Raw genomic sequence first — 13,928 nt, 5'->3', positions numbered from 1 at the left:
GTGGTTAATATGAAACGAATTATGGCCTTAATAAATACAAAATAACCGAGGAATTCGCTCAAATTGATGAGTGATTCCTCGGTTTTCATTTCATTAAAAGTAAGAGAGCTCCTTTTTCAGTGGGCTTAATTCCCCCTGGCTGTTTTTTATATCTCCACTTTTGATTTTCCCGAATCATCACCTTCGATAAATACAGATTCCTATCAATAGGACATATCTTAGCTAGTTATATAGATGCAAGATAGGGCTTTTTATGGTAGAATATAGGAAAGTGCTTTCTCAGAAGGAGGAAAATATGAACAAACAAACCATCGCTGTTTTAGGGCCTGGTTCTTGGGGTACTGCCTTGTCACAAGTTCTTAATGACAACGGACACCAAGTGCGTATCTGGGGAAATATTCCTGATCAAATTGACGAAATCAATACACAACATACTAACAAACGCTATTTTAAGGATACTGTATTAGACGAAAAAATTGTTGCCTATCATGATTTGGCAGAAACCTTGAAGGGGGTTGATGCCGTCTTGTTTGTGGTGCCAACCAAGGTAACCAGATTGGTAGCTCAACAAGTGGCTGCTGTTTTGGATCATAAAGTGGTGGTCATGCATGCTTCAAAAGGCCTCGAGCCCAATAGCCACAAACGTCTTTCAACCATCCTAGAAGAAGAAATCCCTGAAGAATTGCGTAGTGAGATTGTGGTTGTATCTGGTCCTAGCCATGCGGAAGAAACGATTGTACGTGACATCACCTTGATTACGGCTGCATCCAAGGATTTACAAACTGCTCAATATGTTCAAAAACTCTTTAGCAACCACTACTTCCGCCTTTATACCAATACGGATGTGATCGGAGTGGAAACAGCTGGTGCTCTTAAAAATATCATCGCTGTTGGTGCAGGTGCCCTTCATGGACTTGGATTCGGGGATAATGCAAAAGCTGCTATTATCACCCGCGGGCTGGCAGAAATTACCCGTCTGGGTGTTAAACTTGGAGCAAATCCATTAACTTACAGTGGACTTTCTGGGGTTGGAGATTTAATCGTTACCGGAACTTCTGTCCACTCACGTAACTGGCGTGCTGGAGATGCTCTGGGGCGTGGTGAAGCCTTGGCAGATATCGAAGCCAATATGGGAATGGTCATTGAAGGAATTTCAACAACCAAAGCTGCTTACGAATTAGCACAAGAGCTAGGAGTTTATATGCCTATTACTCAAGCCATCTACCAAGTTATTTATGAAAATGTTAATATTAAGGATGCCGTTTCTGAACTCATGAGCAATGAGTTCAAGGCAGAGAACGAGTGGTCTTAGTCACCGTTAGAAAGGAAGCTCATGAAGCAAAAAGTTAGAAAAGCCGTTATCCCTGCTGCAGGACTTGGAACTCGTTTCCTACCTGCTACTAAAGCTTTGGCCAAAGAAATGTTGCCAATCGTGGATAAACCAACCATCCAGTTTATCGTTGAAGAAGCTCTTAAGTCTGGAATTGAGGACATTCTTGTGGTAACAGGAAAGTCAAAACGTTCTATCGAAGACCATTTCGACTCAAACTTTGAACTAGAATACAACCTCAAGGAAAAAGGAAAAACCGACCTTTTGAAACTAGTTGACGAAACAACTGGTATGCGTCTTCACTTCATCCGCCAAACACACCCACGTGGACTCGGAGATGCCGTCTTACAAGCCAAAGCTTTCGTCGGAAACGAACCCTTTGTGGTTATGCTTGGAGATGACCTCATGGATATCACTGATGACAAGGCTGTTCCATTGACCAAGCAACTCATGAATGATTATGAGAAGACTCACGCTTCTACTATCGCCGTAATGCCTGTCCCACACGAAGAAGTTTCTGCCTACGGTGTTATCGCTCCTCAGGGTGAAGGAAATGACGGTCTTTACAGTGTTGAAACCTTCGTTGAAAAACCAGCACCTGAAGACGCACCAAGTGATCTAGCCATTATTGGCCGTTATCTCCTCACACCAGAGATTTTCGGTATTCTTGAAAATCAAACACCAGGAGCAGGAAATGAAATCCAGCTAACAGATGCTATCGATACTCTCAACAAAACCCAACGAGTATTTGCTCGTGAGTTTAAAGGTTCTCGTTACGATGTCGGAGACAAGTTTGGATTCATGAAGACTTCCATCGAATACGCTCTTAAACACCCACAAGTCAAAGACCACTTGAAGGACTACTTGATTAATCTTGGAAAAGAACTTTCAGGAGAAAAATAACAATTTGTCAAACAGTCAGATTTAACTTAAATCTGGCTTTTTTGATGTCTAAATTTCGAACTCCAATCCCTATCCAAAGCCCTGTTTTAAGCCTAATTTCTTGCAAGAGATGCTTTTATGGTATAATAATAAAGAGTGAGGAATTCTATGAACAAACATGTAACAAGAATCAAAGAAAAAGGACTGGCCTTACTTGGGTCTCTAAAATTAACAATTTCTAAAATGAATACAAAGAAAAAGAGTGGAAAAAATTCTAAGAAGAAAAAGCAAACGCAAACACCATTCGATATCTGGACTTTATTTGCAAAAATTTTACTTGGAATAAAGGCAACTTTTAACACACTTTTCATCCTAGCTTTTATTGGCGGTCTCCTTGGAACAGGGGTTGCCTTGGGGTATGCTGTTTCTCTCTTTGATCAAGTTAGTGTCCCTCAAACAGAGGATTTGATCAAGCAGGTCAATAATATTTCATCCATCTCTGAAATCCGCTATGCAGATGGTTCCATGATTAGCGCTATCGAAAGCGATCTACTTCGCACATCTGTATCATCAGATGCCATTTCAGATAACCTCAAGCAAGCTATCGTTTCAACCGAGGATGAACACTTTGCAGAGCACAACGGTGTCGTTCCTAAAGCGGTTATTCGTGCCAGTCTAGGAAAATTCATCGGACTTGGTTCTTCCAGTGGAGGATCTACCCTAACACAACAGCTCATCAAACAACAAGTAGTTGGTGATGCTCCTACGCTTGCCCGTAAAGCCAGTGAAATCGTTGACGCCTTGGCCTTAGAAAGAGCCATGAGCAAGGACGAAATCCTAACAACCTATCTCAACGTCGCACCTTTTGGTCGCAATAACAAGGGGCAAAATATCGCAGGTGCTCAGCAGGCTGCAACTGGGATTTTCGGAGTGGATGCTAGCAAACTAACCATTCCTCAAGCAGCTTTCCTAGCAGGTTTACCACAAAGCCCTATTTCCTACTCACCTTATGAATCTACTGGTGAGATGAAGAGCGAAGAAGATATTGAACTTGGAATCAAGCGCTCAAAAGATGTTCTCTACAATATGTACAGAACTGGAATCCTTAGCCAAGAAGATTACGAAACCTATAAAGCGTACGATATTAAGAAAGACTTCTTGCCAGCAGAAAATGCTAGCGTTACCTCTAAAGGCTTCCTCTACTTCACTGCGCTCGATGAGGCTACCAAGATTATGTATGATTATCTGGTGCAAAAGGACAATGTTTCTGACCAAGAACTACAGAACGAATCGATCCAGAAATCTTATCGTGAATTAGCCAAAAAAGAAATTCAAAACGGCGGCTATAGTATTACAACTACTATTGATAAGGCTATTCACACGGCCATGCAAGATACGGTAGCAAATTACGGCTACCTGCTAGATGATAGTTCAGAGCAACCTGAAGTTGGGAATGTCTTGATGGACAATCAAACTGGGGCGATTTTAGGTTTTGTAGGTGGGCGAGATTATCAGACCAATCAAAACAATCACGCCTTCGATACCAAACGTTCCCCTGCCTCCACTACCAAGCCACTCTTGGCCTACGGTATTGCTATTGACCAAGGGCTCATGGGAAGCGCTAGTATCTTATCAAACTATCCAACCAATTTTTCCAACGGGAATCCTATCATGCACGTTAATAACCCAGGTACAGCAATGATAGACCTTAAAGAAGCTCTGAATTATTCTTGGAACATTCCAGCCTACTGGACCTATCAGCTACTTCTTCAAAAAGGGGTTGATGTTCGTTCCTACATGGAAAAGATGGGCTATGAAATCCCTGAATACGGCATCGAAAGTCTACCTATGGGGGGAGGAATCGATGTCACTGTAGCCCAACATACAAATGGCTACCAAACCTTGGCTAACAATGGTGTTTACCATAAGAAATACATGATTTCAAAAATCGAGAAGACCAGCGGCGAGGTTATCTATGAGCACAAAGACGAACCTGTACAAGTCTACTCTAAAGCAACAGCAACGATTATGCAAAGTCTACTGAGAGAGGTTATTTCATCCCGTGTTACTACAACATTCCAAAATAATCTTACTGCTCTCAGTCCAAGTTTAGCAAATGCCGACTGGATCGGAAAAACTGGCACAACCAATGAAAATGGTGATATGTGGCTCATGCTTTCCACTCCAAAACTAACTCTGGGGGGCTGGATCGGGCATGACGATAATAGATCATTAGAAAAATTAGCTGGGTACACCCGTAACGCTAACTACATGGCTCATCTGGTAAATGCCATTCAACAAGCAGCTCCTTCTGCTTGGGGTTCAGAACGTTTCAAACTCGATTCAAGTGTCACTTCATCACAAGTCCTCAAATCAACTGGTCAAAAGCCAGGGAAGGTGACTATTAATGGAAAAGAAATTAATCTGAGCGGAGAAACGGTGACAAGTTACTGGGCTAACCAAGCTGGTGCTCCGACTACTACTTATAGATTCGCTATTGGTGGAAGCGATGCAGACTACCAAAATGCTTGGAACACCATTTTAGGAAGTCTGCCTAAAGCATCCTCTTCCTCATCAAACAATAGCAATAGCAGTAACAGTAATAACAATAATAATCGTAATAATACTTCTAATAGTAACGGGAACAGAAGCAGCAATCAACGGCGCTAACTAAACAGCACAATCATTGAGAGTGGGAAAGAAAATTTCTGAAAGAAATGATTTTTCTCCACTCTCTTTTTTCTTTTTTCATTTCATGGTACAATAGCAACATGAATAAATATCAAAAGAATATTTTTAAGGGAACCATTTATTCTCTCCTATCTGGCCTGATCTGGGGGATCTGCGGAATTTTAGGAGAGTACTTTTTTTCACATTATCAAGTATCTTCAGGGTGGATTACTTCTATGCGTCTACTCGTCGCTGGTAGTTTCGTAATCGTCTTATCTAGTATAAAACTCCGGTCCCAGCTCTTCGAGATCTGGAAAAATCGAAACAATTACCTTCCTTTTCTAGCCTATGCCATCTTAGGGATTTTTTCTGTTCAGTTTTTCTTCTATCTCTGTGTCGAGTATTCCAACGCTACCACTGCCACCATCCTCCAATTTATCAGTCCTGTCTTTATACTTCTATATAATCGCATCATCTACAAGAAAAAAGCTTCTAAAAAAGCAATTTTCTATGTTTTGACTGCTATGATTGGGGTCTTTTTGATGGCTACCAAAGGCGATTTGTCTAAGCTATCCATCACTCCTCTTGCTTTACTGACAGGACTTCTCAGTGCCCTAGGTGTCATGTTCAATGTTATCTTACCCCAACGCTTTGCTAAAAAATACGGTTTTGTGCCAACTGTTGGTTGGGGAATGATTATCGCTGGACTTTTTAGTAATTTTCTCTACCCTGTTTATAAGATTAGCTTCCAGGTTGATGCCATCAGTATCTGTATTTGTTTGACCATTGCCTTTTTGGGAACTGCCTTTGCCTTTTTCCTATCGATGAAGGCTGTCTCTCTCGTTTCTCCCTTGGTGGTGTCAGTCGTCAGTGCAAGCGAACCGCTATCCTCTGCTATTCTTAGTGTTCTTTTCCTTGGCATGGTTCTGGATGGTTTCTTGGTACTGGCCATGATTTTGATTATCGTTCCTATGGTTTTCTTGTCCATTGAAGAATCTAAATCCAAGAATTAAACACCTTCTTTTAACACTTAAGGCTTCAATTTTGAAGCCTTTTTTGGTAGAATAGTAAGCATTACAAAGAGTGAGGAGACACCTATGACTGCTACAAAAATGAATGCACAAGAAATTATCCAATTTATCGCAAATGCTGAGAAAAAGACTAGTGTGAAAGTGACCTTTGAGGGGCAACTTGCCGGAACTATCCCTGCTTCTGTTATCAAGCTTGGGAATGTTCTTTTTGGAGACTGGAAAGATATCGCTCCACTTCTCGAAGGACTTACAGAAAACAAGGACTATGTTGTTGAACAAGACGCTCGCAACTCGGCTGTACCTCTCCTTGATAAACGTGATATCAATGCTCGTATCGAGCCAGGCGCTATCATCCGTGACCAAGTTGAGATTGGTGACAATGCTGTTATCATGATGGGTGCTGTTATCAATATCGGTGCAGAAATTGGATCTGGCACTATGATTGATATGGGAGCTATCCTTGGCGGACGCGCTATTGTCGGTAAAAATAGCCACGTTGGTGCAGGTGCTGTTCTTGCAGGCGTTATCGAGCCAGCTAGTGCTGAACCTGTCCGTGTCGGTGACAATGTTCTCATCGGTGCTAACGCTGTAGTTATCGAAGGTGTTCAAATCGGTAGTGGTTCTGTTGTTGCAGCAGGCGCTATCGTCACTCAAGATGTTCCTGAAAATGTTGTGGTAGCAGGTGTCCCAGCTCGTGTTATCAAGGAAATCGATAGCCAAACCCAACAAAAAACAGCGCTAGAGGATGCGCTTCGCACCTTGTAATTAGTAACAGAGGCGGAAATATTTCCAGCCTCTTTCTCGTATCAATAGAAGGAAATTAACTATGTTAGATTTGATTCAAACTCGACGCGATCTTCACCAAATTCCTGAGATTGGTTTAGAAGAATTCAAGACTCACGCTTATTTACTCAATGTTATTGAGAAATTAACAGCTGGCAAGGATTTTGTTCAGATTCGTACCTGGCGAACAGGTATTTTAGTTTACTTGCAAGGAAGTCAGCCAGAACGTACCATTGGTTGGCGAACAGACATCGACGGACTCCCAATTGTTGAACAAACAGGCCTTCCTTTTGCCTCTCAACACCAAGACCGTATGCATGCTTGTGGACACGATTTTCACATGACCATTGCCCTTGGAAGTCTTGAACGTGCTTTAGAAAACCAACCAAAAAACAACCTCCTCTTTCTCTTCCAACCTGCGGAAGAAAATGAGGCAGGCGGTATGCTCATGTATGAAGATGATGCTTTTGGCGACTGGTTGCCTGACCAATTCTATGGACTTCATGTTCGCCCCGACTTAAAAGTTGGACAAATTGCGACCAATACTCATACACTCTTTGCTGGAACATGTGAAGTTAAGATTCGCTTTAAGGGTAAAGGTGGTCACGCTGCCTTTCCACATGAAGCCAACGATGCTCTGGTTGCAGCTAGCTATTTTGTGACCCAAGTCCAGTCAGTTGTCAGCCGTAATGTCGATCCTATCGAGGGAGCTGTTGCCACTTTCGGTGTTTTTCAAGCTGGTACAACCAATAATGTCATCGCTGATACAGCTTTCTTGCATGGAACCATTCGAGCTCTCACACACAGCATGAGCCTCTTGGTTCAAAAACGTGTCAAAGCTATCGCTGAAGGTGTCGCAGCTGCTTTTGATATGGATGTGGAAGTTGAACTCAAGCAGGGAGGTTATTTACCAGTCGAAAACAACCCTGAACTAGCCTATGAATTGATGACCTTCTTTGATGAAAAAGAGGGGATTGAACTGATTGACATCGAACCTGCCATGACAGGGGAAGACTTCGGTTACCTTCTCTCCAAGGTTCCTGGCGTCATGTTCTGGCTTGGCATTGACAGCCCTTATGCACTTCACCATCCAAAGATGAGCCCTAAGGAAGAAGCTCTATCTATCGGTGTCGAAGCTGTATCAAGCTTCTTAGCCAAGAAAGCGGCGGAGTAAACTATGAAAAAAAGCTTACGCAAGCAGGTCTTGCAAGGACTTAAGTCTCTATCCAAGGAAGAAAAGCAGAGCATGAACGATTGGCTCACAGAGCAACTCCTTCAACATCCATTCTACAAGGAAGCAAAAACCATCGCTACTTACCTGTCTTTTCCTCATGAATTTCAGACAGCTAGACTGATCGAACAAGCTCAAAAAGATGGGAAAACCATCCTCATTCCCAAAACTTATCCACAAGGGAAAATGGACTTTGTGCTCTATGAACCAGAGAAACTCGAAAGAAATTCTTTTGGACTTCTTGAACCTCAAGGAGACTTCACAATCCTTGAACCCTCTCAGATTGACCTGATTCATGTTCCTGGTTTGGCTTTCAATCCTTCAAGGTATAGGATTGGCTACGGTGGTGGCTACTACGACCGCTACTTGGAGCATTTCCTAGGCCACACCATCAGTACACTTTATCCTTGTCAGATTCAAGACTTCCAGCCTGATTCACATGATATTCCTGTTGAGGAGGTACTCATCTATGAAAGAAATTTTTGATCGTCGGTATCCTGTCACGAGCTTCTTTCTACTCGTGACAAGCCTGGTTTTTATACTCATGTTTTTAACCAGTGGTTTTAACTACACAAGTGCAGCCACCTTGTATAAATTCGGAGCTGTTTATCCCCCAGCAATCAAGGCCATGCCTGAACAAGTCTGGCGCTTATTCTCGGCAACCTTTGTCCATATTGGCTTGGAGCACTTTTTAGTCAATATGCTATCCCTCTACTTCTTAGGACGTCAGATGGAACAAATCTTTGGCTCTAAACATTTTTTCTTTATCTACCTTCTATCAGGTATGATGGGAAATCTCTTTGTCCTCGTTTTTAGTCCCAATGCCATTACTGCTGGTGCTTCAACTGCCCTCTATGGTATGTTCGCTTCTATTGTCGTTCTCCGTTATGCCTCACGCAATCCCTATCTCCAACAGCTTGGTCAATCCTACCTCTCCCTCTTAGTCATCAATCTAGTAGGCAGTATTTTAATGCCTGGTATTAGCCTTGCTGGGCATGTCGGGGGTGCTGTCGGGGGTGCATTACTGGCTATCGTCTTCCCAGTTCGAGGCGAAAGAAAGATTTACAGCCCAGGCCAACGTGGTCTAGCAACCCTAGCTTTCATTGCTTTATCAGCTCTACTACTTTTTATCGGACTATTCTAAGAATAAGAAAAACCATTGGAAACTCTCTCAAAGAGCTTTATTTCCAATGGTTTATTTGAATCTATTTGAAAAGTAGCTTAAAATCCATTATTGTCGCTGAGTTCTTTGAACCAGTGGCCTGATTTTTTCAAGCGGCGTTCTTGTGTTTCTAAGTCAAGCTCGACCAAACCATAGCGGTTTTTATAGCTGTTGAGCCATGACCAGCAATCGATAAAGGTCCAAATCAAGTAGCCTTTACAGTTAGCACCGTCTTCAATGGCACGATGAAGTTCACGAAGGTGACCTTTGACAAAGTCAATACGGTAATCATCCTGAATCATTCCATTTTCGCGGAATTTATCTTCACCTTCAACGCCCATACCATTCTCTGTCAGCATCCACTCAATATTCCCATAGTTTTCCTTGATATTTTGGGCAATGTCATAAATTCCTTGCTCGTAGATTTCCCAACCGCGGTGTGGATTAATCTTACGACCTGGCATAACGTAAGGTTCATAGAAATGTTCTGGTAAGAGTGGACTATCAGGATGCTTAGTAAAAAGTGGCGCCATGACACGCAAGGGTTGGTAGTAGTTGACTCCAAGGAAATCTACTGTGTGCTCACGAATAACTTCCAACTCTTCGGCCGTGTACTCTGGTAACAAGTCATGCTCAGCCAAAATTTCCACTAACTCTTCTGGATATGCTCCTAAAACAGACGGATCTAGGAAAGATTGTGCCTGAAAGAGGTCGGCAATGCGAGCTGCTTTTACATCGGCAGGATGCTGGCTACGTGGATAGGCTGGTGTCAAGTTGAGGACAATTCCAATCTTAGAACCAGGTAATACTTCATGACAAGCCTTAACGGCAAGAGTGCTGGCTAGTTGGGTATGATAGGCAACCTTTACTGCTGCTTTGGCATCTACCTTATGAGGATAATGGGAATCATAGAAATAACCGAACTCCACAGGAACGATAGGTTCATTGAAGGTAATCCACTGATCTACCAAGTCTCCGTAAGTCTCAAAACAGAAGCGAGCATAGCCTTCATAAGCCTTAATAGTTGCCTTATTTTCCCAACCATCGCCATCCTCTTGAAGGGCAAAAGGCAAGTCAAAGTGATAAAGATTGACTAAAAGACGAATGCCCTTAGCCTTGATGGCTTCAAAGACCTGACGGTAGAACGCCGCACCTTGAGGATTGACTTCTCCACGTCCCTGTGGGAAAATACGAGACCACTGGATAGAAGTTCGAAAGGCTGTGTGCCCTGTTTCTAACAATAATTCGATATCTTTTTCCCAATTTTCATAGAAGGTCGATGTCTTATCTGGCCCAATCCCATTATAATAGCGATTTGGCTCTACTTGAAACCAATAATCCCAGAGATTATCTCCCTTACCGTCACCAGGCACTCGTCCTTCTATCTGCGGCCCAGAAGTTGAGGAACCCCAGACAAAATCCTTTGGAAATTTTAGCATAGTACTACCTCTTTTTACGCTTTTAATGTTTATACTCTTCGAAAATCAAATTCAAACCGCATCAACGTCGCCTTGCCGTATATGTGTTACTGACTTCGTCAGTTCTATCCACAACCTCAAAACGGTGTTTTGAGCAACCTGCGGCTAGTTTGCTCTTTGATTTTCATTGAGTCTTACTTTCTCTCATTATACAGAAAAAACAAGGCAAAAACTAGTTACATTTTTGTCTTGTTTTTCTTCTGATTATAGATTTTATTTATTTGTTAGAATTTCAAGAGTTTCAAGCAAGTTATCTGCATGAACTTCGATTGTATCTCCTGTCGCCTTGATCTTCACTTCTACGATCCCGTCAGCTGCTTTCTTACCAACAGTGATACGGATTGGAAGACCCATCAAGTCGCTATCACTGAATTTAACACCGACACGTTCGTTACGGTCATCTGTCAAGACTTCGTAGCCTTTGTTAACTAAGGCTTCTTCGATACGATTAGTCAATTCAAGACTTGCTTCGTCCTTGACATTAACTGGAATCAAATGCACATCAAACGGAGCCAATTCTTTAGGGAAATTGATTCCCCAAGCGTAACGATATTCCCCTTTAGGCGTTTTGTTAACAAAGAGGCGAGCGTGTTGCTCCATAACTGCTGAGAGGAGACGGCTGACACCGATACCGTAGCATCCCATGATGATTGGCACAGCACGACCGTTTTCATCCAAGACATCTGCCCCCATACTTGCTGAGTAACGAGTACCCAGTTTAAAGATGTGACCGATTTCGATACCACGCGCAAAGTTAAGAATACCTTGTCCGTCTGGAGAAATTTCACCTTCACGAACTTCACGGATATCCACATACTCAGCAGTGAAGTCACGACCTGGATTCACACCAGTCAAGTGGTAACCATCTTGGTTAGCACCTACAACAGCATTGCGGCTATCTTGTACCTTGCGGTCAGCAATGATTTTAACATTTTCTGGAAGATCTACTGGGCCAAGGGAACCAAAGTCCGCTCCCAACAATTCTTTGACTTCTGCCTCAGTTGCAGGTTCCAAGAAATCTGCTCCAAGGTAGTTTTTCAATTTGACTTCATTGAGCTGGTCATTGCCAACGAGTAAAGCCACAACTGGCTCCTCATCTGCGATATAAACTAAGGTCTTGATTGTTTGCTCTTCAGAGACATTCAAGAAGGCTGCGACTTCATCAATCGATTTGACACCTGGTGTTTCCACGCGAGCCACTTCTTCTTCAGTCACAACACGATTGCTTGGTTTGTACTCGTTGGTTGCCATTTCTAAGTTAGCTGCATAGCTTGATTCACTTGAGTAGGCAATGGTATCTTCACCAGAAACCATCCATTTGAGCAATTCTGCCTTGATTTCTTCTTGCACTTCTACAGGAATCTCATCAAATGATGCGACAGATTTATCTAACACTACCCAACGGTCAAGGTCTGTACGAGCAGGTGTGATGGCCATAAACTCTTGGCTATCCTTACCACCCATGGCTCCACCGTCACCGATGATAGCTTTGAAGTCCAAACCACTGCGAGTGAAGATACGCTCATAAGCTGCCTTATACTCATCATAGGTCACATCCAAGCTATCATAGTTAGCGTGGAAGCTATAACCATCTTTCATGATAAATTCACGCGTACGGAGAAGTCCATTACGTGGACGTTTTTCATCACGGTATTTAGGTTGGATTTGGTACAAGTTCAGTGGCAATTGCTTGTAAGACTTGACAGAATCACGGACAATCGCTGTGAAGGTTTCTTCGTGGGTTGGGCCTAGGATAAAGTCAGATCCTTCACGGTTTTTCAATTTGTACAAGTCCTCACCGTAAGTTTCATAACGACCAGATTCACGCCAAAGATCTGCACTAAGAAGGGCTGGAGCCAACATCTCAACAGCACCAATCTTGTCAAACTCTTGACGCATGATCTTCTTAGCTTTTTCGATAACACGGTTAGCAAGTGGTAGGTATGAGTAAACACCTGCTGATACTTGACGAACATAACCAGCACGCAACATAAGGGCGTGACTGATAACTTGAGCATCGCTTGGCATTTCGCGAAGCGTTGGGATAAGCATTTTACTTTGTTTCATAATGACTCCTCTAATTCTTAAAAGAAGGTACGCATGATGTCGTTCCAGGTTACGGCGATCATCAAAACGACCATAATGACAACTCCGACCAGAGTGACATAGGTTTCAATTTCTTGTTTTAGTGGTTTGCGACGGATAGCTTCTAGGATATTGAGCACGATTTTTCCACCATCCAGCGCAGGGATCGGAATCAAGTTGAAGATCCCGATATTGATGGAAATCATAGCCAAGAAGAACAAGACATTCTCAAGACCATTTTTAGCGGCATCACTGCTTGCCTTAAAGATAGCAACGGGGCCACCTAATTTATTCAAATCAGGTTGGAAGATCAAGCTTTTCAAAGCATTCAGGATACGTAAAGCTGAATCTGCCGCAGTTGTAAATCCGCCCATAAACATAGACCAGATATCTGATTTGAGCCTTGGTTGAACACCCAGTATATAACGACCTTGGCTTTCTTCAGGTGTCACACTCACTTGTTTTTCAGTGCCATTTTCAGAAACCGTCACATCCAAAACGGGCGCTGTTTTGTCCTTGGTTTCTGCATCGACCGCCTGAATCAAATCTGACCAGTTTGAAATCTCATAACTGCCGACTTTAGTGATTTGGGCAGTATTTTCAACACCAACCTTAGCCAAAGCGCTATCTGGAATAATACTGAAGTTATTCGTTTGTGTATCACGGACGCCACCTTGCATGAAAATCAAGATCCAGAAAACGACGACTCCTAGGATAAAATTATTCATAGGACCAGCAAAGTTGGTGATCATTTTACCCCAGACAGTCGCATTTTGATATTGGACATCTAAGGGAGCGATACGAACTTCCGTTCCATCAGCTTCCACAATGGTCGCATCATGATCAACTGAGAAGGTCTTCTCTTCTTCCAAGACCAAGCCTCTAATAAAGAGTTTATCCTCAAAATCAAACTGAGTGACCTGCATAGGCAGAGCTGTCTGGTCAACCTTTTTACCAGAGAGATTGATGCGTTTGACCTTACCATCCGCTGCTAATGTTAGGCTTGCGGGAGTTCCAGTCTTGATTTCTGTCGTATCTTCACCCCAACCTGCCATGCGAACGTACCCACCAAGTGGCAGGAGACGAATGGTATAAGCAGTCCCATCTTTTCCGATATGAGCAAAGATCTTGGGGCCCATACCGATGGCAAACTCACGAACTAAAATCCCAGATTTCTTAGCAAAGTAAAAATGTCCGAATTCGTGAACCACTACGATAATCCCAAAGACCAGGATAAATGTTAGTAATCCTATCATTTAATTTCTATTTACCTTTC

Annotated in this window: 11 protein-coding genes; 8 read left to right on the top strand and 3 right to left on the bottom strand. The window is 42.7% G+C overall.

Annotated elements, in window-relative coordinates:
• The first annotated feature begins 295 nt into the window (after positions 1-295).
• The 8 genes from QM374_RS08150 to QM374_RS08115 all read left to right on the top strand — a co-directional run bounded on the left by QM374_RS08150 (position 296) and on the right by QM374_RS08115 (position 9,071).
• Positions 296-1,312 carry an NAD(P)H-dependent glycerol-3-phosphate dehydrogenase gene (locus QM374_RS08150; protein ID WP_414311431.1) on the top strand — a complete coding sequence of 339 codons (1,017 nt, stop codon included), beginning with the start codon at positions 296-298 and terminating at the stop codon, positions 1,310-1,312.
• 21 nt (positions 1,313-1,333) lie between these two features.
• Positions 1,334-2,233 (top strand): UTP--glucose-1-phosphate uridylyltransferase GalU, encoded by a 900-nt coding sequence (gene galU, locus QM374_RS08145; protein ID WP_414311430.1) that lies wholly within the window; start codon positions 1,334-1,336, stop codon positions 2,231-2,233.
• Between the two features lie 147 nt (positions 2,234-2,380).
• On the top strand, positions 2,381-4,882 hold the full coding sequence (pbp1b, locus tag QM374_RS08140) for a penicillin-binding protein PBP1B (protein ID WP_414311429.1): 2,502 nt from the start codon (positions 2,381-2,383) through the stop codon (positions 4,880-4,882).
• Between the two features lie 101 nt (positions 4,883-4,983).
• On the top strand, positions 4,984-5,895 hold the full coding sequence (locus QM374_RS08135) for a DMT family transporter (protein WP_414311428.1): 912 nt from the start codon (positions 4,984-4,986) through the stop codon (positions 5,893-5,895).
• A gap of 84 nt (positions 5,896-5,979) precedes the next feature.
• Positions 5,980-6,678, top strand: a complete 699-nt coding sequence (gene dapD / locus QM374_RS08130; RefSeq protein WP_371560099.1) for a 2,3,4,5-tetrahydropyridine-2,6-dicarboxylate N-acetyltransferase — start codon at positions 5,980-5,982, stop codon at positions 6,676-6,678.
• Positions 6,679-6,739: 61 nt separating this feature from the next.
• Positions 6,740-7,870 carry an N-acetyldiaminopimelate deacetylase gene (locus QM374_RS08125; RefSeq protein ID WP_414311427.1) on the top strand — a complete coding sequence of 377 codons (1,131 nt, stop codon included), beginning with the start codon at positions 6,740-6,742 and terminating at the stop codon, positions 7,868-7,870.
• Positions 7,871-7,873: 3 nt separating this feature from the next.
• Positions 7,874-8,413, top strand: coding sequence for a 5-formyltetrahydrofolate cyclo-ligase (locus QM374_RS08120; RefSeq protein WP_414311426.1), 540 nt, complete (start codon positions 7,874-7,876; stop codon positions 8,411-8,413).
• Positions 8,397-9,071, top strand: a complete 675-nt coding sequence (locus QM374_RS08115; RefSeq protein ID WP_414311425.1) for a rhomboid family intramembrane serine protease — start codon at positions 8,397-8,399, stop codon at positions 9,069-9,071. Before QM374_RS08120 ends, QM374_RS08115 begins: the two co-directional genes overlap by 17 nt.
• 77 nt (positions 9,072-9,148) lie before the next feature.
• On the opposite strand, the gene QM374_RS08110 is transcribed toward QM374_RS08115, so the two are convergent.
• From QM374_RS08110 to rseP, 3 genes are all read right to left on the bottom strand, one after another.
• Positions 9,149-10,528, bottom strand: coding sequence for a glycoside hydrolase family 1 protein (locus tag QM374_RS08110; RefSeq protein WP_414311424.1), 1,380 nt, complete (start codon positions 10,526-10,528; stop codon positions 9,149-9,151).
• Between the two features lie 252 nt (positions 10,529-10,780).
• Positions 10,781-12,634, bottom strand: a complete 1,854-nt coding sequence (locus QM374_RS08105) for a proline--tRNA ligase (RefSeq protein WP_414311423.1) — start codon at positions 12,632-12,634, stop codon at positions 10,781-10,783.
• A 17-nt stretch (positions 12,635-12,651) separates the two neighbouring features.
• Positions 12,652-13,908 (bottom strand): RIP metalloprotease RseP, encoded by a 1,257-nt coding sequence (gene rseP, locus QM374_RS08100; protein WP_414311422.1) that lies wholly within the window; start codon positions 13,906-13,908, stop codon positions 12,652-12,654.
• Positions 13,909-13,928: the final 20 nt, after the last annotated feature.

It is taken from the genome of Streptococcus infantis, assembly GCF_047465525.1.
GTDB lineage: Bacteria > Bacillota > Bacilli > Lactobacillales > Streptococcaceae > Streptococcus > Streptococcus infantis_R.
Note: the sequence above shows the minus strand (reverse complement) of the source record. Positions and strands in the feature narration are given on the sequence as shown.